The 23,822-nt window shown below is 73.1% G+C and carries 23 protein-coding genes; 13 read left to right on the top strand and 10 right to left on the bottom strand.

Translation table 11 applies throughout. The features are described from left to right. Positions 1-11 precede the first annotated feature (11 nt). On the top strand, positions 12-1,001 hold the full coding sequence (locus tag AB0H37_RS04825) for a branched-chain amino acid ABC transporter permease (protein ID WP_179836482.1): 990 nt from the start codon (positions 12-14) through the stop codon (positions 999-1,001). 60 nt (positions 1,002-1,061) lie between these two features. Here AB0H37_RS04825 and AB0H37_RS04830 read toward each other — a convergent pair whose 3' ends face one another. The 3 genes from AB0H37_RS04830 to AB0H37_RS04840 form a co-directional block, all read right to left on the bottom strand. Further along, complete coding sequence (locus AB0H37_RS04830; RefSeq protein WP_360611415.1) at positions 1,062-2,945, bottom strand: helix-turn-helix domain-containing protein; 1,884 nt, start codon at positions 2,943-2,945, stop codon at positions 1,062-1,064. Between the two features lie 11 nt (positions 2,946-2,956). Next, on the bottom strand, positions 2,957-3,745 hold the full coding sequence (locus AB0H37_RS04835) for a 3-hydroxybutyrate dehydrogenase (RefSeq protein WP_179836480.1): 789 nt from the start codon (positions 3,743-3,745) through the stop codon (positions 2,957-2,959). A gap of 93 nt (positions 3,746-3,838) precedes the next feature. Next, positions 3,839-4,885 carry an SUKH-4 family immunity protein gene (locus AB0H37_RS04840; protein WP_360611417.1) on the bottom strand — a complete coding sequence of 349 codons (1,047 nt, stop codon included), beginning with the start codon at positions 4,883-4,885 and terminating at the stop codon, positions 3,839-3,841. 183 nt (positions 4,886-5,068) lie between these two features. Here AB0H37_RS04840 and AB0H37_RS04845 point away from each other — a divergent pair, with 183 nt between their 5' ends. Then, the gene (locus AB0H37_RS04845) at positions 5,069-6,019 is read left to right on the top strand and encodes an alpha/beta hydrolase (RefSeq protein WP_360611419.1); all 951 of its coding nucleotides are present in this window, start codon (positions 5,069-5,071) and stop codon (positions 6,017-6,019) included. Positions 6,020-6,048: 29 nt separating this feature from the next. Continuing rightward, positions 6,049-6,756: a YafY family protein gene (locus AB0H37_RS04850; protein WP_179836475.1), complete on the top strand. Its 708-nt coding sequence runs from the start codon at positions 6,049-6,051 to the stop codon at positions 6,754-6,756. A gap of 80 nt (positions 6,757-6,836) precedes the next feature. On the opposite strand, the gene AB0H37_RS04855 is transcribed toward AB0H37_RS04850, so the two are convergent. After that, positions 6,837-7,139, bottom strand: coding sequence for a hypothetical protein (locus tag AB0H37_RS04855; protein WP_329087732.1), 303 nt, complete (start codon positions 7,137-7,139; stop codon positions 6,837-6,839). 22 nt (positions 7,140-7,161) lie between these two features. Next, positions 7,162-7,923 (bottom strand): L,D-transpeptidase, encoded by a 762-nt coding sequence (locus AB0H37_RS04860; protein ID WP_360611421.1) that lies wholly within the window; start codon positions 7,921-7,923, stop codon positions 7,162-7,164. Between the two features lie 93 nt (positions 7,924-8,016). On the opposite strand from AB0H37_RS04860, the gene AB0H37_RS04865 reads away from it, so the two are divergent. Beyond that, positions 8,017-8,706 carry a response regulator transcription factor gene (locus tag AB0H37_RS04865; protein ID WP_179836472.1) on the top strand — a complete coding sequence of 230 codons (690 nt, stop codon included), beginning with the start codon at positions 8,017-8,019 and terminating at the stop codon, positions 8,704-8,706. Between the two features lie 7 nt (positions 8,707-8,713). Further along, positions 8,714-10,729, top strand: coding sequence for an ATP-binding protein (locus AB0H37_RS04870; protein ID WP_329087737.1), 2,016 nt, complete (start codon positions 8,714-8,716; stop codon positions 10,727-10,729). Positions 10,730-10,835: 106 nt separating this feature from the next. Here AB0H37_RS04870 and AB0H37_RS04875 read toward each other — a convergent pair whose 3' ends face one another. Next, on the bottom strand, positions 10,836-11,057 hold the full coding sequence (locus tag AB0H37_RS04875; protein ID WP_360611424.1) for a hypothetical protein: 222 nt from the start codon (positions 11,055-11,057) through the stop codon (positions 10,836-10,838). 145 nt (positions 11,058-11,202) lie between these two features. Next, positions 11,203-11,709 carry a hypothetical protein gene (locus AB0H37_RS04880; protein WP_360611425.1) on the bottom strand — a complete coding sequence of 169 codons (507 nt, stop codon included), beginning with the start codon at positions 11,707-11,709 and terminating at the stop codon, positions 11,203-11,205. 233 nt (positions 11,710-11,942) lie between these two features. On the opposite strand from AB0H37_RS04880, the gene AB0H37_RS04885 reads away from it, so the two are divergent. Beyond that, entirely contained in the window at positions 11,943-12,500 is a 558-nt protein-coding gene (locus AB0H37_RS04885; protein WP_329087739.1) for a sigma-70 family RNA polymerase sigma factor, read from the top strand. After that, positions 12,497-13,618, top strand: a complete 1,122-nt coding sequence (locus AB0H37_RS04890; protein WP_360611428.1) for a CU044_5270 family protein — start codon at positions 12,497-12,499, stop codon at positions 13,616-13,618. The genes AB0H37_RS04885 and AB0H37_RS04890 overlap by 4 nt, the downstream gene beginning before the upstream one ends. 91 nt (positions 13,619-13,709) lie before the next feature. Here the strand turns inward: AB0H37_RS04890 and AB0H37_RS04895 are convergent, their stop codons facing one another. Then, entirely contained in the window at positions 13,710-16,010 is a 2,301-nt protein-coding gene (locus AB0H37_RS04895) for an ABC transporter permease (RefSeq protein WP_360611430.1), read from the bottom strand. Next, positions 16,007-16,681, bottom strand: coding sequence for an ABC transporter ATP-binding protein (locus AB0H37_RS04900; RefSeq protein WP_179836466.1), 675 nt, complete (start codon positions 16,679-16,681; stop codon positions 16,007-16,009). The genes AB0H37_RS04895 and AB0H37_RS04900 overlap by 4 nt, the downstream gene beginning before the upstream one ends. A gap of 139 nt (positions 16,682-16,820) precedes the next feature. Here AB0H37_RS04900 and AB0H37_RS04905 point away from each other — a divergent pair, with 139 nt between their 5' ends. From AB0H37_RS04905 to AB0H37_RS04920, 4 genes are all read left to right on the top strand, one after another. Next, complete coding sequence (locus AB0H37_RS04905) at positions 16,821-17,597, top strand: histidine kinase (RefSeq protein WP_360611432.1); 777 nt, start codon at positions 16,821-16,823, stop codon at positions 17,595-17,597. Further along, the gene (locus tag AB0H37_RS04910) at positions 17,594-18,241 is read left to right on the top strand and encodes a response regulator transcription factor (protein ID WP_360611434.1); all 648 of its coding nucleotides are present in this window, start codon (positions 17,594-17,596) and stop codon (positions 18,239-18,241) included. The genes AB0H37_RS04905 and AB0H37_RS04910 overlap by 4 nt, the downstream gene beginning before the upstream one ends. Positions 18,242-18,487: 246 nt before the next feature. Then, entirely contained in the window at positions 18,488-19,078 is a 591-nt protein-coding gene (locus AB0H37_RS04915; protein WP_360611436.1) for a VOC family protein, read from the top strand. Positions 19,079-19,525: 447 nt separating this feature from the next. Continuing rightward, the gene (locus AB0H37_RS04920) at positions 19,526-19,900 is read left to right on the top strand and encodes a VOC family protein (protein WP_179836462.1); all 375 of its coding nucleotides are present in this window, start codon (positions 19,526-19,528) and stop codon (positions 19,898-19,900) included. A 96-nt stretch (positions 19,901-19,996) separates the two neighbouring features. Here AB0H37_RS04920 and aceE read toward each other — a convergent pair whose 3' ends face one another. Next, positions 19,997-22,786 (bottom strand): pyruvate dehydrogenase (acetyl-transferring), homodimeric type, encoded by a 2,790-nt coding sequence (aceE, locus tag AB0H37_RS04925; RefSeq protein ID WP_360611438.1) that lies wholly within the window; start codon positions 22,784-22,786, stop codon positions 19,997-19,999. 317 nt (positions 22,787-23,103) lie between these two features. On the opposite strand from aceE, the gene AB0H37_RS04930 reads away from it, so the two are divergent. Together AB0H37_RS04930 and AB0H37_RS04935 are read left to right on the top strand one after the other, a co-directional pair. Further along, positions 23,104-23,301: a DUF1918 domain-containing protein gene (locus AB0H37_RS04930; protein ID WP_179836460.1), complete on the top strand. Its 198-nt coding sequence runs from the start codon at positions 23,104-23,106 to the stop codon at positions 23,299-23,301. Positions 23,302-23,374: 73 nt separating this feature from the next. Next, positions 23,375-23,782: a YjbQ family protein gene (locus AB0H37_RS04935; protein WP_329087753.1), complete on the top strand. Its 408-nt coding sequence runs from the start codon at positions 23,375-23,377 to the stop codon at positions 23,780-23,782. The last annotated feature ends 40 nt before the right edge of the window (positions 23,783-23,822 follow it).

The raw sequence follows: 23,822 nt of genomic DNA on the forward strand, positions 1-23,822 counted from the left end.
GAGGAGAACCTGTGATCCTCTCCAAGCTGGCCGGACGGCCGGTCCTGCTGGCCGCCGGGCTCGTGGTGGCGCTCGTCCTGCCCTGGTTCATCTACCCGCCGGTCGCGCTGGACATCGTCTGCTGGGCGCTGTTCGCGGCCGCCGTCGACCTGCTGCTCGGCTTCACCGGACTCCTGTCGTTCGGGCACGCGGCCTTCTGGGGCGGCTCGGGCTACGCCACCGGCCTGATCGCGCTGCACTCCGGGCTGCCGTTCCCCGTGGCCGTGCTGGGCGGCGCCGCCTTCGCGGCCGCCCTCGCCGTCCCGATCGGCTTCTTGTCGGTCCGGCTGCGCGGCATCTACTTCGCCATGGTCACACTGGCCTTCGCGCAGATGGTGTACTTCATCGCCAACCAGTGGAGGGAGGCGACCGGCGGGGAGAACGGCCTGCAGGGCATCCCCAGGGAGTTGTTCGGGCTGGACCTGTCCGACCCGTTCTTCTTCTACTACGCCGCGCTGCCGTTCATCCTGGTCGGGCTGTTCGCCGCCTGGCGCATCGTCCGGTCCCCCTTCGGCAGGGTCCTGATGTCCATCCGCGACAACCCCAACAGGGCGCGGGCGCTCGGCTACAGCATCGACCGCTACAAGCTGCTGGCCTTCGTCCTGTCGGCCGCCCTGTCGGGCCTGGCGGGCGGGCTGTTCACCGTCGGGCACGGCTTCGCGTCCCTCCAGGGCGTGTACTGGACGACCTCGGGCCAGGCCGTGATGATGGTCGTCCTCGGCGGCATCGGCACCCTGTGGGGCGGGGCCGTCGGCGCCGCGCTGATCGTGGAGCTGAACGACTACCTGGCCGGCGCCGGGTTCGAGGAGACCGGGATCATCACCGGCGCGATCTTCATCGTGGTCGTGCTGCTGTTCCGCCGCGGCGTCTGGGGCACGGCCCGCGATCTCGTCGCGGCCCGCGCTTCCCGCGCGCGTCCCGCGCCCGAGAACGACGACGCCAAGGTCGAAGCCTCCGTGTGACACGAACCGAGCGCGCGGCGCGCCGTCCCCGAGGGGGCGGCGCGCCGCGTTCCGGCGTGCTCAGCGGGAGAGGCGGTGCAGGCGCAGGGCGAGCTGGAGTTCGAGGGCCCGCTCGGGGGCCTGCCAGTCGTCGCCGAGGAGGCGGGCGATGCGGTCGAGGCGCTGGCTCACGGTGTTGACGTGGATGTGCAGGCGCTCGGCCGTCCGCGACAGGCTGCCGCCCGTCCCGAAATAGGCCTCCAGCGTCTGGACGAGGGCCGTGCCGCGCCGCTCGTCGTAGTCGAGGACGGGACCGAGCGCGCTCCCGAGGAAGCCCGTCACGTCGCGGTCGTCCCCGATGAGCAGGCCGACGAAGCCCAGCTCGGACGCGCCGGCGCCGTCGCCGCGGCGCCCGAGTGCCAGCAGCGCGTCCGCGCAGCGCTGCGCCTCCCGGTGGGCGGAGGCGACCTCGCCCGGACCGCGGACCGGGCCGGCCGCGCCGACCGTGGCGGACCCGCCGAGGGAGGCGCCGAGCTCCTTGGCGACCCGGCGCGCCGCGTCGCCCGGCCGGTCGCCCGGCAGCAGCAGGACGATCTCCTCCGCACGCGAGGCGGCCAGGCCGTGCCCCATCGCCGCGAACGACGACGCCCAGAAGGCCGCGCGGGGCCGGTGCTCGCGGGAGTCGTACCTGGCGCACAGCACCACGTGCGGAGCGCTCAGATCGACGCCGACGCGCCGCGCCCGCGCCGTCAGCGCCTCCGCGCCCGCCCGGCGGCCGGACAGCAGGTCGTCCAGCAGCTCGCCGCGCACCCGCCCCTCGGCCTCGGTGGCGCTCCGCTGGAACAGCAGCAGCAGCGCGGTCACGAGCGCCGCGCGCTCCAGGATCCGCTGGTCGGCGTCGTCCACCTCGTCGGCGGTGCGCAGCACCAGCGTGCCGAGCATCTCGTCGCCGGTGGAGACCGAGGCGATCCACAGATCGCCGCGCCTGACCGTGCGCCCCTGCGCGCGTGCGGAGTGGGCCGAGGCGGAGACCCCGCCCAGTTCGTCGTCGCCGAGGGGGTCCGCCGCGGCGCCGGTCGTCGCGAGTCGCCGGCCGTCGGCGTCCAGGACGTGCAGGGTGCCGCCCAGCAACTCGGTCACCACGGCGCCGACGTCTTCCACGCCGCCGCCCCGAACCACCACGGCGGTCATCCGGTCGTGCGCGCGCGCCGCCCGCTCCACGGCCGCGCTGCGCGCCTTGACCTCTTCGTTGGCGGCGCTCAGCTCGGTCAGAGCGGTACGGGTCTCCTCCAGGAGGCGGGCGTTGTCGATGGCGATCGCGGCGTGCGCGGCGAGCGAGCCGAGCAGCGCCACCTCCTCCTGGTCGAACGGGCGCTCGCTGCGGTTCGCGGCGGTCAGCACGCCGATGACCCGGCTGCCCAGCCGCATCGGCACGCCGAGGATGGCGACCAGGCCCTCCTCGGCGACCGCGTCGTCGATGAACCCCCGGTGCTCGAACTGGGCGTCCACCAGGTAGTGGTCGCTGTTGTAGGGCATCGCGGTCTGCGCGACCAGGCCGACCAGACCGGTGCCCATCGGCAGCCTCAGCCGCCGGAACGCCGCCGACACAGACCCGTCGGTCACCCGCATGTAGGTGTCGCCGCGCGCGTCGTCGTTCAGCGTGAGGTAGGCGATGTCGGCGTTCAGCAGCCGCCGTGCGCGGCGGGTGATCGCCTCCAGCACCGCGTCGAGGTCGCGCAGCCCGGCGAGGTCGCCCGCGGTGTCGAACAGCGCCGCCAGCTCGTTCTCCCGGCGGGCGTGCCGCCGCATGATCGTCCGGACCCGCAGCGCGGCGAGCTTCGTCGCCTCCAGTTCCTCCAGGACGGCCGGAGGCGCGCCCTCCGCCCGCGCCTGCACGAGGGGGCCCTCGAACTCGACGGGGGAGGCCTCCCGGGCCAGCAGTTCGAGGAAGACGCCGCAGGTCATACGGCTCATTCTTAGTGCGCCGTCCAGCCGCCGTCGAGTGCCAGGGAGGCGCCGGTCACCATCGAGGCGGGCGGCGAGCACAGATAGGCGACGAGTTCCGCCACCTCGTCCGGCTCGATCAGCCGCTTCACGGCGGCGTGGTCGAGCATGATCCGCTCGACGACCTCGTCCTCGGGCATGCCGTGCGTGCGCGCCTGGTCGGCGATCTGGTTCTCCACCAGCGGGGTCCGGACGTAGGCGGGGTTGACGCAGTTGGACGTCACGCCGTGCGGGGCGCCCTCCAGCGCGATCACCTTGGACAGTCCCTCAAGGCCGTGCTTGGCCGTCACGTAGGCCGACTTGTACGGCGAGGCCCGCAACCCGTGCACGGACGAGATGTTGACGATGCGACCCCAGCCGCGCTCGTACATGCCGGGCAGCGCGTCCCGCACCAGCCGGAACGGCGCTTCCACCATCAACCGCAGGATCCGCCCGAACGTCTCCGGCGGGAAGTCCTGGAGCGGCGCCACGTACTGGATCCCGGCGTTGTTGACCAGGATGTCCGTGCCGGAGGCCAGGCCGCCGAGCGCGTCCACGTCGGCCAGATCGGCCAGCAGGGGGACACCGCCGATCTCGGCCGCGGTCCGCTCCGCCGCGTCCCCGTCTATGTCGGCCACCACCACCTCGGCGCCCGCCGCCGCGAGCCGCCGGGCGCAGGCGCGGCCGATGCCGCTCGCGCCTCCGGTGACCAGGGCGCGCCTGCCCGACAGATCCAGCGTCCCCGAAGTCCCCGCGGTCGCCCGCGGTGTCACGCTCGTCATGCGCAGAACCTATGGAGCGCGGCCCCGCCCTCCCATGTGGCCCGCGCACACAATCCACCACCGGACGGTATGGATCGGTTCAGACCGGCCGGGTCACAACAGCCCGTTCCACATCTGCTCGACGACGAGGGACCACCAGCGGTCCTCCCCGTGGAAGGCGGCCGGGTCGACGGAGGCGAGCTGTGCCTGGATCCGCTCGACGATCTCTCCGGCCCCATGGGCGTCCCTGCCCCGCATACGCCGCCGTCCGTGCGACAGCAGCGCCAGCGAGCGGGCGAGCTCCCCCGGGCCGCTGTTGACGAACCGGGTCGTCCCGAGGACGGGGTCCACCGCCCACACCCCGCCCAGCACGTGCGGAGGACCGGAGATCAGCAGGCCGATCATGCAGTGACCGTCCCCGCCGAGGCTGACGAGCGAGGCGAACTCGTGCAGCCTGTCCTCCGGGAGCGGGCTGCGGCGGATGCCGAGCTGCTCCGGCATTGGCCGGGCCGTCCACGCCTGGAAGATGTGCGGGAGCTGCGCGGGGAGCCCGGCCACCTCCAGCACGGCCGCCTGTGCCGGTGGCACCCCGATCCGCTGCAGGTCGTCGGCCTGGTAGCGGCGCACCTGCGCGGGGCCGAACGCCGATGCCAGCACCTGCGCGAGCTGCGCGGGATCCAGCGGCGGCGCCGGCGGCGCGCCCGCGGGCGGCGGGACGGGCGATGCCCCGGGCGGCGCGGACTGGCCCATCATCCGGGCGAGCGCCGCCGCCTGCTCCGAGTTGGCCGCGACCGCGGCGGCCCGTTCCCGCGCGGTGGCGCCGTAGGGCCGCCCGAACGAGATCTCGGCGTGAGGGAAGGCGAAGTCGCGCAGGAGCGGGTCGCAGTAGCACCCGGGAAGACGGCACGGCTCGATCTCGGAGAAGGCCGCCGTCACGTTCTCGGCGGGGATCCCGAGCCGCTGGAGCTCCTCCCACGCCTGCCAGAAGGGACTCGGGAGCCCGGGCCCGGAGATCTTGGAGAGATAGACCTCCTCGCCCTGTGCGTCCCGGTAGTTGAGGGTGAGGGTGTTGCCCGCGCCCACCGCCGGAAGGTGCCCGGGCGTGGGGCCCGCCTGCGCCTGCCCGCCCGTGTGCCCGCCCGTGTGGCTGCCGTCGTACATCCGTGTTCCACTCCTCGCCGGTGTGCGGGTTCGTCCGCGCGTTCGATCTGGCCGAGCAGTGTCGCAGGTGCGGGCGCATGCGTTGGGACCGTTCCAGCCGATGTCCCGTTTTTGTGATCAAGAATGCCGTCCGGCGGGGGATAGCGTTGGACGGACCGGCCCGCGCCACCCGAAGGGTTCCAGATGACCGAGATCAGGCACCGCTTCGTCCGGTCGGACAGCGGGCTGCGCATGCACGTCGCCGAGGCGGGCGAAGGACCCCTCGTGCTCCTCCTGCACGGCTTCCCCGAATGCTGGTACTCCTGGCGGCACCAGCTCACCGCGCTCGCCGAGGCCGGGTTCCACGCCGTCGCGCCCGACCAGCGCGGCTACGCCCGCACGGGCGGCCCCGCGGACGCCGGCCGGTACACGATCCTGCACCTGGCCGCGGACGCGGTCGGGCTCATCGGCCCGCTCGGCGCGGACCGCGCCGTCGTGGTCGGCCACGACTGGGGCGCCCCCGTCGCCTGGGCCGTGGCCCAGATGCGCCCCGACAGGGTGCGCGGCGTGGTCGGCATGTCGGTTCCGCACCGTCCGCGCAGCAGCGGGCCGCCCGTGGAGTCCATGCGCCGCCTCTTCGGCGACGGCTTCTACATGGTGCACTTCCAGCAGCCGGACGTCCCGGAGACCGAACTCGACCGCGACCGGGCTGCCACCTTCCGCCGCATGCTGTACGGGGTGTCCGGCGACGGCCCGTGCCCGCCGCTGGTCGTCCCGGAGGGCGGTGGCTTCCTCGACGGCCTCCCCGAGCCGGAGAAGCTGCCCGGCTGGCTCACCGCCGAGGACATCGCCGCCTACGTCGAGGAGTACGCCGAGAGCGGCTTCACCGGCCCCGTCAACTGGTACCGCAACCTCGACCGCAACTGGGAACTCACGGCCGCCTGGCACCGCGCCCCCATCGGCCCGCCCGCCCTCTACATCGCGGGCGACCGCGACCTCGTCGCCATCGGCGCCCGCGACACGATCGCCTCCATGCGCGACTTCGTGCCGAACCTGCGCGACACCGTCTGGCTGTCCGGATGCGGCCACTGGACGCAGCAGGAACGCCCCGCCGAGGTCAACGACGCCGTGATCGGCTTCCTCCGCGCCCTCTGACTGTCGGAGCCGGCGCGTACGGTCGGCGCGTGAACCGCACCGACCGCTTGTACGCCTTGGTGGAGGAGTTGCGCGCGTGCGCCCCGCGCCGGGTCAGCGCGCGGGAACTGGCCGCGCGGTACGAGGTGAGCGTCCGCACGATCGAGCGCGACATCGGCGCGCTCCAGCAGGCCGGTGTGCCGATCTTCGCGGACGTGGGCCGCGGAGGCGGCTACACCCTCGACAAGAGCCGGACGCTGCCGCCGCTGAACTTCACCCCCGCCGAGGCGGTGGCCCTCGCGATCACCCTGTCCCGGGCCGGCGGCTCGCCCTACTCCCGGGCCGCCCGCACCGCCCTGCACAAGATCGTCGCCGCGATGTCGGCCGCCGACAGTGCCTCGGCCCGCGAACTGGCCCAGCGCGTCCGCTTCCTGACCCCCGCCGAGGTCGACGATCCGGCGTCCGTGCCGGCCGTGCTGGAGGAGGCCATCCGGACCCGCCGGGTGGTCCGCCTCACCTACGTCGACCGGACGGGCACCGAGACCGAACGCGACGTGGAGCCCGTCACGTTCACCGCGTCCGGCAACGGCTGGTACCTGACCGCCTGGTGCCGCATGCGAGACGGAAGCCGCATCTTCCGCACCGACCGCGTCCGCCGCGCCGCCCTCCTGGAGGAGACCGCCCCCGACCGCCCCGTCGAGGCCATGCACGACGACATCCCGTCCGACTACACCGTCCGCCCCCTGGAGTTCATCTGAGAACACCGGCACAGGGCCGTCGCGGCGCTTCTACGGCGGCAGGCCCGCACGACGGGAGACGTGCGGGCCTGCGGTCACGGTCAGCCGGTGTAGTTCGGCACCCTGGGGATGGCATTGCCGGGGGGCATGGCGGTCGGCGGCTCGCTGGGCATCGGCAGGTTGCCGCCGGGGCGCTGGGACGGGGTCGGGACGCCGGGGCGCTGGGGCGCCGGAGAGCCGGGGTGCTGGGGCGGGTTCGAGGCGCCGGGGTGCTGGGGCGGGGTCGGGACGCCGGGTGAGGTGGTCGGGTGGGGGGTGGCGGTGGCGGCCTCGGCGGCGGCCATCCCGGTGCCGGCCAGGCCGACGCCCAGCGCGACGGCCGCGATGAGGGACTTCAGATGCATCGATGTTCCTTTCGGTGTTGTTTCACTTCTTGACGACGACAGGCGTGCCGATCGCCAGGTTCTTGGCCATCCAGGTGATGTCGTCGTTGCCGACCCGCACGCAGCCGTGGCTGACCTTGCCGCCCAGCGCCGACGCCTTGTTCGTGCCGTGCACGGCGAGCTGTCCTGGGCCGCCGGCGAACGTCTTCAGCGTCGGCGAGAAACCGCTCAGCCCGAAGGCGTACGCGCCGTAGTCACCGTTGGGGTTCGGCGGTCGGACCAGCTCGGTGAAGTAGAAGCGACCGGCCGGGGTCGGGGTGCCGCCCTCGCCGGTGGCGACCTTGCCGGTGCGCGCCACCTTGTCGCCGTCGAAGACGGTGAACGTGAACGCCTTCGGGTCGATCTCCACGCGGTGGGGCGTCGACGACAGCTTCACGTCGGACGCCCTGACCCAGCCGGTGCTGCCGTTCGGCCGGATCGGCAGCAGCACCTTGAGCCACTCGCCGTCCTTGGCGGCGACGAGGAAGACCCGGGTGGCGCCCATCTCGTTGGGGCTGGACAGCGTCTTCCAAGTCGCGCCGTCGCCCTTCTGCTTGTGCACGGCGATCCGGCGGCCCTGCACGGTCGCTATCTCGGCGCCCTGCGGCTGCCGCCCTGACCGCTGTGGCTCGGCGGCGGCCGCCGGTCGGTCCGCATCGGGCGGGCCGTCCCCTGATCTGCGGTTGTCCGACGAGCCGCAGCCGGCCAGCCCGGTGATCAGGCCGGCGGCGAGCAGGACGCCGGTGTGGATCTTGACTTGGCGCATGCCGCGAGATGCTGGCCGAGGAGTGTGAAGAACCTGTGAGGCCGATGTGATGATCCCGTGGTGCCGGGATCGGCTTGGCTACGCTCAGGCCCCATGTGCGCGAATGTCCTGGTCGCGGAGGACGACCCCAAACAGGCGGAGCTGCTGCGCCTCTACCTCCAGCGCGAGGGGCACTCCGTGGTCGTCGTCCACGACGGGCGGGCCGCGATCGACGAGGCTCGCGCGCGCCGCCCCGACATCGTGCTGCTGGACGTGATGATGCCGGGGGTCGACGGCCTCGACGTGTGCCGCGGGCTGCGCGCCGAGTCCGACGTCCCGGTGCTCATGCTGACCGCCCGCTCGACGGAGGACGACCTGCTGCGCGGCCTCGACCTCGGCGCCGACGACTACGTCACCAAGCCCTACAGCCCGCGCGAGCTGATGGCCCGGGTGCGCACGCTGCTGCGGCGGACCGGGCGGGGGAGCGGCGAGCAGGTGTACCGGGTCGGCGGCATCACGGTGGACCCCGAACGGCACACGGTCCTCGCGGACGGGCGCGAGGTCGAGTGCACGCCCGCGGAGTTCCGCCTCCTGGAGGCGCTGGCCGAGCGGCCGGGCCGGGTGCTCACCCGGGTGCAGCTCCTGGAGCACCTGCACGGCTTCGACCGCTTCATCACCGAGCGCACCGTCGATGTGCACGTGAAGAACCTGCGCAAGAAGATCGAGCCGCAGCCGCGGCGGCCGGTCCGGCTGTGCACCGTGTACGGCGTCGGATACAAGCTGGTCGGCGACCGTGCGCCATAGCCTGCTCGTGCGACTGGTCGCCAGCTCGGTACTGATCGCGGTGTGCTCGATCGTGGCGACCGCGTGGCTGGCGGCGCGCAGCACGTCCGGCGAGATCCGGCAGCGGCAGGGCCGGACGCTCGCCCGCGACGCCCGGATCAACGACGCGCTGCTCGGCTACGCGGCGAGCCATCCGCGTTGGGACGGCGTCGGGGAGACCGTGCGCGGGCTGGCCCGGCAGAGCGACCAGCGGGTCGCGCTGGCGACCGAGGACGGCACCCGGATCGCGGACTCGGCGGCCGGCCGGCCGCCGCTGCCGGCGCGCCCCTCGGCCGTCGTCGACCCGCTCGCCGTCGACGTCTCGCTGGGGCCCGGTGCGGCCACCGACCGGATCGACGCGCGTGCGGCCGGGCCGTTCCGGCTGCCGGATCCCGAGCGGGTGCGGCTGCGGCGGGAGGTCGACGCGCAGGCGGCGTGCCTGCGCCGCGAGGGCCAGCGCGCCACGGTCGTCGTCGGGCCCGGCGGCCGCCCGTACCTCCGCCGCGAGGGCGGTCCGACCAGCCCGGCACCGGGCACGAACCCTCCGGGCGCGCCTGTCGGCGCGCCTTCCGGACACGCTCCTTCCACGCCGCGAGCGGCGCTTGCGCGACCGTCCGGTGGCGGAGCGTTTCGGCTCGCCGAAGTCGCCGAGACGCCGTCGGCCGAGGTCCCGCCGACGCCGAGACCTTCCTCGTCGGCCGAGCCCGGGGAGAAGCCGCAGCAGCCGGGGAACACGCCCGACGCGCCGCCCGGCGTGCCGACCCGGGCGCCCGGCGCGCAGACCGGCGCGCCCGGCGGCAGGCCGGCGGACCGGCCCACCGCGGAGCCGGAGCCCGCGGTGCCGCCCGCGTCGTGCTCGCCGGACGCACCCGGGCCGACCACGACCGAGAAGCGCGCGCTCACCCAGCTCGCCGCCCTGGTCCGGCAGTGCCGCGGAAGCCAGGTCGACGTGTGGCTGGACGAGACCGGCACGCCGGCCGCTCCGGCGTCGGCCGCCGAGTGCCTGGCCACCGCGCGCCGCACCCAGCTGAAGTCCTACGTCGCGCCGGCCGCGCTGCTCTACATCGGCTCGTCGGAGGACCGCACGCCCGCCATCGACCCGTACGGCATCGCGGGGGTCACCGCGGTGATCCTCGTCCTGGCGGTCGGGATCAGCGTCCTCGTCGCCACCCGGCTGGCGCGGCCGGTGCGGGCGGTGACCGCGGCGGCCCGGCGGATGCGGGCCGGCGACGGCTCGGCGCGGGTCGCGATGCGCGCCAAGGGCGAGGTCGGCGAGCTGGGCGCCGCGTTCAACGAGATGTCCGAGCACCTGGACCGCATGGAGCGGCAGCGCAAGGCGATGGTCAGCGACGTGTCGCACGAGCTGCGCACGCCGCTGAGCAACATCCGGGGCTGGCTGGAGGCCGCCCAGGACGGCGTGGCCGACCTGGGCCCGGCGCTGACCGCTTCGCTGGTCGAGGAGGCCACGTTGCTGCAGCACATCGTCGACGACCTCCAGCAACTCGCGCTCGCCGACGTGGGCAAGCTGCGGCTGCACCCCGAGCCGGTCGACGTGGCCGATCTGGTCGAGCAGATCGCGACCGTCTACCGGGCCGCGGCCGAGGCCGCCGAGCTGGTGCTGACCGCCGAGGTGACCGGTCGGCCGCACCTGGACGCCGATCCGGTACGGCTGCGGCAGGCGGTCGGCAACCTGCTCGCCAACGCGGTCCGCTACACGCCGGCCGGCGGACGGGTGGGCCTGAGCGCGCACGCCGACGGCGACGACGTGCTGATCGAGGTCGCCGACACCGGGCCGGGCATCGCGCCCGAGCACCTGCCGCACCTCTTCGACCGGTTCTGGCGGGCCGAGAAGTCGCGCAGCCGGCAGACCGGCGGCAGCGGACTGGGCCTGGCCATCGTGCGGCAGCTGGCCGAGGCGCACGGAGGCTCCGCCGCGGTGCGCAGCGAGCCGGGCCAAGGCGCGACGTTCACCCTGCGACTGCCCCGCGCACCGGACAACGCCTAGCCGCCCGCCGCTCCCCGAGGCGCGTCTCCACAGGTCAGCGCCTCGGGGTCCGGTGCGGAGGAGGGGCAGGAGGGAGGGACGCGATCCGGCCCCTGGCCGGTGGTGCTCAGCACTCGCGGAGCGAGTAGGGGTCGAGGCCGCCGCCCCACAGCCAGGCGTGCCCCTCCCAGCCGTACCGGATCTTGACCCAGTCCGACCTGGTCCGGCCCCAGGAGGTCATCTGCGAGCCGTCGGTGATGTGGCACAGGGCGCTGGCCTCCGCGGGCGGCATGATCGAGCCGATGATCCTGCCCGGCGGGACGCCCGGAGCCCCCGGATCTTCCCGCACGTGCAGGGCCTGGCCCAGTCGCCGACGGTGACCTGGTCCGCGCGAGCGCGGGCCGGAGAGTCGGCGACCGCGGCCGAGGGCGCCGCCACGGCCGACAGCGCCAGCGCCAGCGCCGCGACCATTCCGGCCCCGGTTCGCCAGGGGTTCATCGACCCTCCTCGCGAGCCCGGCAGCCGCAGGTCTTGCCGTCCCCGCCGCGGTCGGTCTTGATCCTCGGGCACCCGCAGAGGCACGGGCGGATGACTTCGTGGGGGTTGAGCCCGGGGTCCCACAGCCAGGCGGTGCGCTCCCCACCTAGGTCGATCTTGACCCAGGTCGAGCCGGTCCTGCCCTTGAAGGCGGTGATCGTGGCGCCCTCGGCCGCGCAGAGGGCCATGGCGCCGTCTCCCGGACGCTTCGCCCCGATGATATTTCCGGGCCGGCCGCCCGGCCAGCCCGGGTGATCCCGGATGTTGAGATGGGGTTTCGCCCACTGGGCCACCTTGACGCGGTACACGGGGGGCGCCGCCGACACACCGGACGGGACGCTCCCGGCCGCCGCTTCCGGCGGGGCCGCTGACCGGTTCACCGAGCCACCGGTGGCGGAGGCGGCCTGGCCGCTCGCGCTGAACGGGGCCGCCGCGAGCAGGCCCACCGCCGCCGTCAGGGTCACGCACACGCCACTCCTTGAAGCGCCAATCGCCGTCCTGCCGGCCATCGAGCGCCGGCGCATCCATCGTGGACGGTCAGCCTTGAGGCAATGCGCGCCTACCCGGCCGTCCAGGCAGGACGCCGCGCGCCCGTCGCCGTGGCGCGATCGCCGAAGGATTTCCGGGCCCGCGAGGTAATCCGCCGTGCCCTTCTCGGACTTCTCGGCGTACCGGCTCCGAGAAGAGAGGAGGTGGCGTGGACGAGCAAGAGGCCCGATTCACCCGCCTCTACGAGGCGTACTACCGCAACGTCTTCGGCTACGTCGTGCTGCGGGCCGCCCCCCAGGCCGCCGAGGATCTGACGGGCGAGGTGTTCACCGTCGCGTGGCGGAAGATCGACGAGATCCCCGACCAGGCGCTGCCGTGGCTGCTGGGCGTGGCCGGGAACCTGGTCCGCCAGTCGCACGGCGCGGCGGGCAGGGCGCGCGGCCTGGTCGACCGGCTGGCCGGCCTCAGCACCGACGCCGACCTGCACGCCTGGGACGTCGCCGACCACCTCATAGCCCGCGACCAGGCGCTGACCGCCCTGCGGGCCCTTTCCGCCAAGGAGGCCGAAGCGGTCACCCTGACCGCCTGGCACGGGCTCGACCCCGCGGAGGCGGCCCGTGTCGCGGGCTGCTCCCGCACCGCCTTCGTCGTCCGGCTGCACCGGGGGCGCCGGCGGCTGGCCAAGGCGATCGAGGCGTCCCAGGAAGGCACCGCGCGAGCGCATGGACGCGCCCCGCGCCCGCGAGTCACCCAGGAGAAGCAATGAAGCAGGACGAACTCGACGATCTGATCGTCGCCCTGAAGCCCGCGGCGGTCGCGGAACTGGCCGACGACGCCTACGCGCGGCGCCCCGGCGTGGCGCAGGTCCGTGCGCGCGCCGGTGCCGTGAACCCGCGCATCGTCCCCGCGCGACGGCCGGTCCGGCGGCTGGCTCTCGCCGCCGGCGTGACCGCCGTGGCGGCGGCCGCCACGGCGCTGACCGCCGGCGTGCCTTCAGACGGCCCCGGCCCCGGCTCCGGACATGACGACACGATCGATACCCGCGCATTCCTGCTGGCCAGCGCGAAGACGGCCGCCAAGCAGCCCGACACCCGCGGGGACTGCTGGTACAAACGGACCCGCACGTGGCAGGACATCATGCCCTTCAAGCCCGGCCCGGGCGTACCGACGCCCCTGGGCGAGCCCCAAAGGTTCCAGGCGCGGACCGCGAGCAGCGCCGAGGACTGGGCGTGCGCTGGAGGCGGGACCGGCATGCGCTTCCGTTCACACGGACCGCTGGACATCGAGGTCACCTTCCCCACGAAGAAGGACGAGGCCGCCTGGAAGGCGGCGGGATCGCCCCCGCTCGACGTCAACGGCGGCACGACCGCCTCGAAACCGCTCACGGTCACCTACGGCAAGCGCTCGCACCTGGTGAACCCCACCATCGGGTCCCACGAGATCGAATGGAAGACGATCGCGAAGCTGCCGGCGACCGAGACCGCCCTGGAGAGCCACCTGCGCAAGCTGTGGCGGCAGGACCGCCGGGGCGGCGCGAACGGCTACACCGCCCCGGCCGACTTCGGCCAGTACGTCTTCGTCAGCGCCTGGGACCTGTTCATGGCCCCGACCACCCCCGGCACCCGAGCGGCCCTCTACCGGATCCTGGCGCGCACCCCGTCCGTCCGCGTCACCGGACAGATCAAGGACCGACTGGGCAGGCCCGGCGTGGCCATCACCGCCCAGGGCACCAGCGTGCGGCTGGTCGTGGACCGTAAGAGCGCCCAACTCCTCGACTTCGAGGACCAGTACACCGCCCTCCCCGGCAAGCCGGCCGGCAGTGAGTACCTGGCCTTCGAGAGCCAGGGGTGGGTGAACAAGATGGGAGCCACCCCCGCCCGCTGACCGGCGACGACCGCGGGGACGCCGCACACCGCGGCGGCCCCGCCCTCGCCTCCGTCCGCCCACCCGGGGTCCTCTGCCCCGGGTGGGCGGGTCACTCCGAGCGCAGGGCCGCCGCCGTCTTGATCCGGGACGCCCGGCCGGCCGGGATCAGGGCGCCGAGCAGGGCGATCGCGATCCCCGCCAGGACGGACAGGAGCATCAGCGGCCAGGGGAAGGTCTCCATGAGGCCGTAGGGGAGGACCAGGCCGCCTGTGTCGGCCATGGCCGGCAGCACCACATGGTGGGCGGCCACCCCCAGCGGCAGTCCGATGAGTCCGCCGACCAGGCCGAGCACGGCCATGGAGGCGAGCACGACCGTCAGGACCTGCCGCGGTGTCGCGCCCAGCGATTTCAGGACGCCGAAGTCGCGCGCCCGGTCCTGGGTGTTGAGGATCACCGTGTTGAACACCCCGAGCCCGGCGACCGTGGTCAGTCCCAGGGTCAGCAGGGTGAGGAGTCCGAGGAGGATCACCTGGCCGGATTCGATGCCCTCGGCGGCCGGCTCGGCCGGGACCCCGTCCGCCCTGAGCGCGGCGGCGTAGTGCTCCGGGGAGGTGCCGGGGGTGAGGGTGACCTCCAGAAGAGAGGTCACCATGCCGGAGCGCGGGCCGGAGGGTTCCGGGGACGCCGCAGGCTTCCCGCGGTCGACGAGCGAGGTGAGGGACGCCCAGTCCGTGAGGACGGTGTCGCCGCCGTCCACGAGCGCCGTCCCGACGATCCGCAGTGCGGCCTTCCTGCCGTCCGCGGTCACGACGACGGTGTCGCCGATCTTCTTGCCGCCGGTCTTCAGGAACGGGTCGCCCACGACGGCCTCACCCGGCCCGCCGAGCCAGCGGCCGTGCACCATCCGGTAGCCGTGCCGGTCGGTGACGTCCCCCTGGTAGGCCTTGACCTGCACCGGCCGGTCGAACCCCGGCACGTGGACCTGCTCGAAGCGCGTGACCGCGACCTTGGCGGTGCCGGGCCGCCCGGCCAGTGAGACCGGCCGGCCGCCGTCGACGGGGACCAGGACGTGGACGGTCTCGGTGAGTTCCGCGTCGGCGAGGTAGGCGCTGAGGGACCGGTTGAGGCCGGCGGCGAACGTCACCGCCGCCACTCCGAACGCGACGGCGGTGACGGTCAGCGCGGTACGGCCCGGCCGGGCGAACGGCAGGCCCAGGCCCAGGCTGACCGGGCGCGACAGCCGCGTCCGGGCCAGCGCCCGCTGCACCCGCAGGGCCCGGCCCCGCCGCGTCGCGGCGCCCGCGCTGACCGCGACCGCCGTCGGGATCCGCCCGGCCCGGACGGCCGGCACCAGCGCGGTGACGACGGCGACCGCGAGCACGCCCGTGAAGGCCAGGACGTCCACCCAGGGCGAGACGCCGGTGGCGGTCGGCAGGTCGAACGAGTCGCCCAGCGTGGTGGTGACCGTCCCCGCCAGGACGTTGCCCGCGGCGATTCCGATCAGGCTTCCCAGCACCCCGGGTATCGCGATCATCACCAGGTAGACGCCGGTGACCTGCGCGGGGGTGAAGCCGAGGGACTTGAGGACGCCGATGTGCCGGAACCCCGACACGACGGCGCCGCTGACCACGTTGGCGATGACGAGCACCGCGACGAGCAGCCCGGCGATCCCGAACGCGATCAGGAACGGGATGACGGTCGTTCCGGCCTCGGTGGCCTGCTGCCGGGAGACGAGATAGCTCTGGCTCGCGGTCGCCGGCAGCCCGGCGGTGACCGTGCCGGCCGGGGCGGCCGGGTCGGCGAGCCGGTAGAGCATCTGGAGGCCGTCCGGGGCGGTCAGCTGGCCGGGCGCCACCCACGCCTGGGAGGACCGGGTGATCGACCGGCCGATTCCGACGATGGTGAAGGTCCGCCCGTCGCCGAAGGTCACCTTTTTCCCGATCGGGTCGAACGGGAACCGCGCGTAGTCGGTGCCCAGCACGATCTCGCCGGGCGCGCCGGCCCAGCGGCCGCTCCTGAGCGTCAGGCGGTCGACCGGGTCGCCGGCGCGGCCGGTCCGCTCGGTGACCGTGAAGGGGCCGGGCGGAAGCAGCCCCGGACGCGACCGGTCGGTCTCCTCCGGGATGTTGACGACCTGCGAGCGGTACGGGCCGCCCGCCGCCGTCACGCCCGGCCGGGACGCCGACGCCGCGACCTGCGCGGCCGTCGCCTTCGCGGGGTCGTAGGAGACCGTCAGATGTGCGCCGTGCTGCCGCGCGAACGCCTTGTCGTACGGGCCGTCCACGGTGGCGAGCAGGCCCAGCGCGAGCACGACCGTCCCGGTCGACACCAGCAGCACCAGCGTGATGATGGTCGTCTGCAGCCTGCGCCGCCGCACCGCGAACCGCGCGGCCTGCCACACCGCCCTCACCGGGTCACCTCGGCGGCCACGCGGCCGTCCTCGAACGCGACGACCCGGTCGGCGACCCGGGTGGCCAGCCGCTCGTCGTGGGTGACGATGAGCAGGGTCTGGCCGATCTGGTTGAGGTCCAGCAGCAGGTCCATGACCTGTTCGCCGGCCCGCGAGTCGAGCGCGCCCGTCGGCTCGTCGGCCAGCAGCAGGGCGGGCCGGTTCATCAGCGCGCGGGCGACGCCGACCCGCTGCCGTTCCCCGCCCGACAGCACCACCGGGTAGGCGTTGCGGCGATCGGCGATGCCCAGCTCGTCGAGCAGCTCCATCGCGCGGGCCTGCGCCTGCTTGCGCGCGGTGCCGAGCAGCTGGGCGGCCAGCATCACGTTCTCCAGCACCGGCAGGTCGTCGAGCAGGTTGAAGAACTGGAAGACCATGCCGATGCGGCGGCGCCGGTACCGGGCCAGCTCGGCCTCGCCCATGTCCGTGATGTCCTCCCCGCGCACCACCACGGTGCCGGAGGTGGGCCGGTCCAAACCGGCGATCATGTTGAGGAGGGTCGACTTGCCCGACCCCGACGGGCCCATCACCGCGACGGCCTGACCGGCCTGGATGTCGAGGCTCACCCCGGCGAGCGCGGCGGTCTCGCCGTACTCCTTGCGTACGTCCATCAGCTGGACCATCGGCTCCATGACCGTGACGGTACGAGCCGCGCCACCGCCCGCGCGTCGGGTCCTGGATGTAAGTACGGGGCCGGGTCATCCGAGGGATGTACGGGCGTGGACCGCCAGAATGATGCGTTCCGCCCGGGTCTGGCGGGAGGATGGGCGCATGCTGCCCGCGTGGCTCGTGCCCCTCCTCGCCGCGGTTCCGTGCACATGGGCTCTGTGGGAGCGGCGCAGGCGCCGCTCCGAGCTCGGGGCGCGAACCTGGCTGCTGGAACGTGAACGCGAGGGCGCCGCGCGCCGGGCCGTCGATGAGGAGCGGGCCCGGGTGGCCCGGGACCTGCACGACATCGTCAGCCACAGCGTCAGCGTCATGGTCGTGCAGGCGGGCGCCGCCCGGCACGGTGTCGACGGCGAGGCCGAGGACGCGCTGCTGGCCGTCGAGCGGACCGGTCGGGAGGCGATGACCGAGCTGCGGCACCTGCTCGGTGTGCTCGCGCCCGCCCCGGACGGCGACGGTGAGGCGTTCACCCCGCAGCCGTCGCTGGCGCACCTGGGGACCCTGGTCGACCGGATCGCGTTCGCGGGCCTGCCCGTCGATGTTCGGGTGACGGGCGAACCGTGCCCGCTGCCCGCCGGGATCGACGCGACCGGGTACCGCATCGTCCAGGAGGCGCTCACCAACGCGCTGAAACACGGCACCCCCGGGGCGACGGCGGAGGTGACGGTGAGTTACGGGAGGCGGAACCTGCGGCTGGAGGTCCTCAACACCGGCCCGAGCGTGCTCACCGGGACGGGCCAGGCCCCGCCCGAGAGCAGGGGCGGCCGGGGCCTGGCCGGGCTGCGCGAACGGGTCGCGGTGTACGGCGGCGACCTCGACGCGCGGCGGCGGTTGGGCGGCGGCTACCGGGTGCGGGCGCGGATCCCCCTGGAGCGGCCGTGACGCGGGTGCTGATCGCCGACGACCAGACACTGGTGCGCGGCGGGTTCCGGATGATCCTCAGCAGGTCCGGGATCGAGGTGGTCGGGGAGGCCGCCGACGGGCTGGAGGCGGTGTCCGCCGCGCGGCGGCTGCGGCCGGACGTGGTGCTGATGGACATCCGCATGCCCGGGATGGACGGCCTGGAGGCCACCCGCCGGGTCCTCGCCGACGACCCGGCGTGCCGGGTGCTGATCCTGACGACCTTCGACCTCGACCGGTACGTGTACTCCGCGCTCGCCGCGGGCGCGAGCGGTTTCCTGCTGAAGGACGTCACCCCCGAACACCTCGTGGCGTCGGTCAAGCTGATCGAGACCGGGGACGCGCTGCTCGCCCCCTCCATCACCCGCCGCCTCGTCGAGCGTTTCGCCCGCCCCGCGCCTGCGCCCCAGGGCCTGGACGTCCTGACCCCGCGCGAGAAGGAAGTGCTCCGCCTGGTCGGCGGCGGCCTGTCCAACACCGAACTGGCCGCCCATCTCCACCTCAGCGAGGCGACGGTCAAGACCCACGTGACCCGCATCTTCGCCAAGCTCGGCCTGCGCGACCGTGCCCAGGCGGTCGTGGTCGCCTACGAGTCGGGCCTGGTCGTCCCCGGCACCCCCGAGTGACCGAACACGCTGCACCGACGTGTACCGGATCCTGAAGGGTTCCCGGAATGGCGCAGCCGGTCGTCGTGAAGCGGTACGAGTCAGGAACGGGGCCTTGTGCTCGGGGATCTTGGTCGGCAGGGTGTCCGGGGTGCGTGCTGGTTTCGGTCCGGGCGACTTGTGAGGCGGGTGTCTCGCCGCTCCCGAATGGCATGCCGGCAGCGGTGGCGAGAGCAGGCGACGGGTTCGACAGCCTGGGGGAATGGAATGCTGACCGGGATCGTGATCGACGCGCTGGATGTCGCGCGTATGGAACGCTTCTGGCAGGACGCGACGCGGGGCCGGACGGACGGCCTGCGGCTGCGGTTCGTGCCGACGGCGGAGCCGAAGGCGGGCAAGAACCGGCTCCACCTCGACCTGGCCGGGGGGCCGGACTGGGAGGCCGAGGTGGCGCGCCTGCTCACACTCGGTGCGACGCGGATCGACATCGGCCAGGGGGACGTTCCCTGGGATGTGCTGGCTGATCCGGAGGGAAACGAGTTCTGCGTGCTGCGTCCCGGGCATCCCGGAGTGCTTGCAGACTCCGGCCTCGTCGCGATCTGCCTTGACGTGGCCGAGGAGGACCGCTGCGCCCAGCCGTCCTTCTGGGAGTCCCAGGCCGACTGGCACGCCGTCGAATCCCACGACTGGGGCGTCCGGCTTCGACGAAGGCCCACCAGCGCGGTCTCGCTGGTGATGGGGCCGCCTGCAGCGCCGAAAGCGGCGCGGAACAGGCTGCGACTGGAGGTCACCCGTCGCGACCGCCGACCCGGCGAGTTCCTCGACGCCGGCGGTAACGAATTCCACGTCACATACTGATCCCCGGCTACCCCGTCGTACGTGCTGCGGACAGGGGTCGCGTGGCGGGACGTCCCAGCGGAGACCGTGTGCTGCTCCGCAGTAACGGCCTGGCGCCGATCCGGTGCTGGCGAGCGGTGGCTGCAACGCCATCACCCACACGACCTCGGGTGACGGCGGCTGGGTGACGGTTAGCCCGCCGGCCGGAGCGGGTATTCACCGCTTGGAGGTCGCCGACGACGGGGCGGCCGGTGAGCGCCCTCACGTCAAGGGGGAAGACGGCACCGAGACCGGGCGCGGGATGCGGATCGTCGAAGCTCTCCCGAAGCGCTGGGGTTCCGGGCGGACGGGGACCGCACGGTCGTGTGGGCGGAGTTCCGCTTCGAGAACTCGTTCGAAAACTCCGACAGGGGGCTGTCGCGCAGCTCTTCCAAGCTGGTGCCAGCCAGCGTTCGAAGGAGAGGATCAATGACTGTTCCCGCGTTCAACACCGTCACGTGGTTCCAGGTCGGCACCGACGCGCCGGAGGAGGCCCGCCGCTTCTACGGCGACATGTTCGGCTGGAAGTTCGCGATCGACCCGGACGGCGACGGCTACGACCTGGTCAGCTACCCGGGCGCCGACGCGCCGTCCGGCGGCGTCTCCTACGAGCCGGACGCGTCCCGCAACCACGCGATGTTCCTGGTCCTCGTGGAGGACGTCGGCGCCGTCTGCGACCAGACCGTGAAGTCCGGCGGCAAGGTGGCCATGCCCGCCATGACCAACAGCAACGGCCTCACGTTCGCCTACTTGCAGGACCCGTCGGGCAACACCTTCGGCGTCTTCACGCCTCCGTCGTCCTGACGCCGGACGCGAAAGGGCCCCGGGGAGGCGAGAACCTCCCCGGGGCCCTTTCACGCGAGCCGGTGATCGCGGCCTACACCTCCGCGATCACCGTGCTCAAGCGTCGCCGCCGGTGTTGCTCTCGGCGCTGCCGACGCCGCCCGCGAAGACGTCGCTGACGGCGGAGTCCAGCTGGTAGCGCTGGATCGCCTCCGCCAGGGTCTCCGGCTTGACCTCGCCGTGGCGGGCGAGGCGGGTGAGCACCGCGAGGACGATCGACGCGGCGTCCACGTTGAAGAAGCGGCGGGCGGCGGCGCGGGTGTCGGAGAATCCGAACCCGTCCGTGCCGAGCGAGGTGTAGTCCCCGTGCACCCAGGGCGCGATCTGGTCGGGTACGGCGCGCATGTAGTCCGACACCGCGACGATCGGCCCGGCGACGTTGTCGAGCGTCCGGCTGACGTACGGGACGCGCTGCTCGGCGTCGGGGTTCAGCAGGTTCCAGTCGTCGCACTCGCGGGCCTCGCGGGCCAGCTCGTTCCACGACGTGGCCGACCACACGTCCGCGGCGACGCCCCAGTCCTCGGCGAGCAGCCGCTGCGCTTCGAGGGCCCACCGGCCGCCGACGCCGGAGGCGAGGATCTGCGCGCGCGGGGCCTGGCCGTTCCCGGAGGAGACCTCCGGGGCGGCCCGGTGCCGGTACAGGCCCTTGAGGAGCCCGTCGACGTCGAGGTTCTCGGGTTCGGCGGGCTGCTGGTACGGCTCGTTGTAGACGGTGAGGTAGTAGAAGACGTCCTCGCCGTTCGGGTGCTCCTCGGACGACCCGTACATGCGGCGCAGGGCGTCCTTGACGATGTGGGCCAGCTCGAAGGCCCACGTCGGGTCGTAGTGGACGCACGCGGGGTTGGACGCCGCGAGCAGGGGGGAGTGGCCGTCGGCGTGCTGGAGGCCCTCACCGGTGAGCGTGGTGCGGCCGGCGGTCGCGCCGAGCAGGAACCCGCGGCCCATCTGGTCGCCGAGCGCCCACATCTGGTCGCCGGTCCGCTGGAACCCGAACATCGAGTAGAAGATGTAGACCGGGATCATGTGCTCGCCGTGCGTGGCGTAGGCGGTGGCGGCCGCGATGGTGGAGGCCATCGAGCCCGCCTCGCTGATGCCCTCGTGGAGCATCTGGCCGCTTTCGGCCTCCTTGTACGACAGCAGCAGTTTGCGGTCCACGGCGTCGTAGGTCTGCCCGTGCGGCGAGTAGATCTTGGACGTGGGGAACAGCGAGTCCATGCCGAACGTGCGGTACTCGTCCGGGGCGATCGGGACGAACCGGGCGCCGATGTTCTCGTCCTTGATCAGGTCCTTGAGCAGCCGGACGAACGCCATGGTCGTCGCGATGTTCTGCTTGCCGGACCCCTTCTTCAGCTCGCTGTAGACGGGGTCGCCGGGCAGCTTGAGCGTCTTGGCCCGCACGACCCGCTTCGGCAGGAACCCGCCGAGGGCGGCGCGCCGCTCGCGCATGTACTGGATCTCTTCGGAGTCCTCGCCCGGGTGGTAGTAGGGCGGCAGCGGCGCCTCCAGCGCCGAGTCCGGGATGTCCAGGTAGAGGCGGTCCCGGAACTCCTTCAGCTCGGCCTTGGTGAGCTTCTTCATCTGGTGGGTGGCGTTGCGGGCCTCGAAGTCCGAGCCGAGCGTCCAGCCCTTGATGGTGTGCGCGAGGATCACGGTCGGCTGCCCGACGTGCTCGCGGGCCGACTTGAACGCCGCGTACACCTTGCGGTAGTCGTGCCCGCCGCGCGACAGCTTGCGCAGGTCGTCGTCCGACAGATGCTGGACGATCTTGCGCAGCCGGGGGTCGTCGCCGAAGAACTTCTCCCGGATGTACTCGCCGGACTCGACGGAGAACGTCTGGAACTGGCCGTCGGGGGTGGTGTTCATCTGGTTGACCAGGACGCCGTCGACGTCCTGCGCGAGCAGCGGGTCCCAGTCGCGGCCCCAGATGACCTTGATGACGTTCCAGCCGGCGCCGCGGAAGAACGACTCCAGCTCCTGGATGATCTTCCCGTTGCCGCGCACCGGGCCGTCGAGCTGCTGGAGGTTGCAGTTGACGACGAAGGTGAGGTTGTCGAGCTCCTCGCGGGCGGCGAGGCCGATCGCGCCGAGCGACTCCGGCTCGCCCATCTCGCCGTCGCCGAGGAACGCCCACACGTGCGAGCGGGACGTGTCCTTGATCTTGCGGTTGTACAGGTACCGGTTGAACCGGGCCTGGTACACCGAGTCGATCGCGGTCAGGCCCATGGAGACCGTGGGGAACTCCCAGAAGTCCGGCATGAGCCGCGGGTGCGGGTAGGACGACAGGCCGCCGCCGGGGTGCGAGTGCTCCTGACGGAACCCGTCGAGCTTGTCCTCGGGCAGCCGTCCCTCGAGGAACGCGCGCGCGTAGATGCCGGGCGCCGCGTGGCCCTGGATGAACACCTGGTCGCCGGACTCGCCGTGGTCCTTGCCGCGGAAGAAGTGGTTGAAGCCCACCTCGTAGAGCGAGGCCGCGGAGGCGTAGGTGGCGATGTGGCCGCCGACGCCGAGTTCGGGGCGGTTCGCCCGCGACACCATGATCGCGGCATTCCACCGGATGTAGGCGCGGATGCGCCGCTCCACGTGCTCGTCGCCGGGGAACCAGGGCTCGGATTCCGGCGGGATCGTGTTGATGAAGTCGGTGCTGCGCAGGCCGGGTACCCCGACCTGCAGTTCTCGCGCCCTCTCCAGCAGCCGCAGCATCACGTAGCGCGCCCTGCCGCGGCCCTCGGTCTTGATGACCGTGTCCAGCGACTCCAGCCACTCCCGGGTCTCGTCCGGGTTGATGTCGGGCAGCTGGCTCGGCAGCCCGTCGCTGATGATCGAAAAGCGTTGACGTCCGGAAGCCACGGGGTCCCCTCTGTCCTTACCGTCTGTGCTGGTCAGACCTGGGCCGCCGCGCGGGAGGCCGCCGGTCCCGGCAGACTGTTCGTCGCCATGGTTCGTGATCCATCGTCGCCGGTTATCACGGCTAACGCATCTCTACCAACCAGTAACCATCCTCCCCGGTCAGGACGTGAACCGACCCGGCGGAACCACCTTTTTCACTCGGCCGGGAGATTCCCTCGGGCGGAGTGCGGGGAACGTAGGAGACGGGGAGTCAACGGGTGCTGACATGCCCGGCCCGGTCCGCCCCGGCGGCGGGCGAACGAGCTTGGGGGTGGGGGATGAACGGAAAGATCGGAGACCGGCTGCACGTCCACGGGAACGTGGTGGGGCAGCCCGACCGGACCGGCGAGATCGTCGAGGTGCGGGGCCCGGACGGCGGCCCGCCCTTCCTGGTCCGCTTCGACGACGGCCACGAGGGGCTGGTGTACCCGGGGCCGGACGCGGTCATCGAGCCGCGTGCGAAGGCGTCCCGCTAGCCGTGCGGCGCCGGCCGCGGATCCGACCGGGCGCGGATGCGTCCGGGGCCGCGGATGGGGTACACACGGGATCATGGAGAGCACCGTGGTCCGGGTGACCACCGGTACCGGCGAGGCCGTGCACGACATCACGGCGGAATGCGAGCGTTTCGCCGCGTCGGCGGGCGGCGACGGGCTGCTGCACGTCTTCGTCCCGCACGCCACCGCCGGCGTGGCGATCATCGAGCTGGGCTCCGGCAGCGACGACGACCTGCTCGCGGCCCTGCGGGACCTGCTGCCGGCGGACGACCGCTGGCGGCACGCGCACGGGTCGCGGGGGCACGGGCGCTCGCACGTGCTGCCGGCGCTCGTGCCGCCGTTCGCGACCCTCCCGGTCACGGGCGGGCGGCTCGCACTGGGGACCTGGCAGTCGGTCGCCCTGGTCGACCTCAATGTCGACAACCCCGACAGGCAGGTGCGGTTGTCGTTCCTCAAAGGATGAACAGCGTGGACCGGGGGGTACGGGAGGTCGTTCCCCAACA

This window comes from Actinomadura sp. NPDC023710 (genome assembly GCF_040639875.1).
GTDB classification, from domain to species: Bacteria; Actinomycetota; Actinomycetes; order Streptosporangiales; family Streptosporangiaceae; genus Spirillospora; species Spirillospora citrea.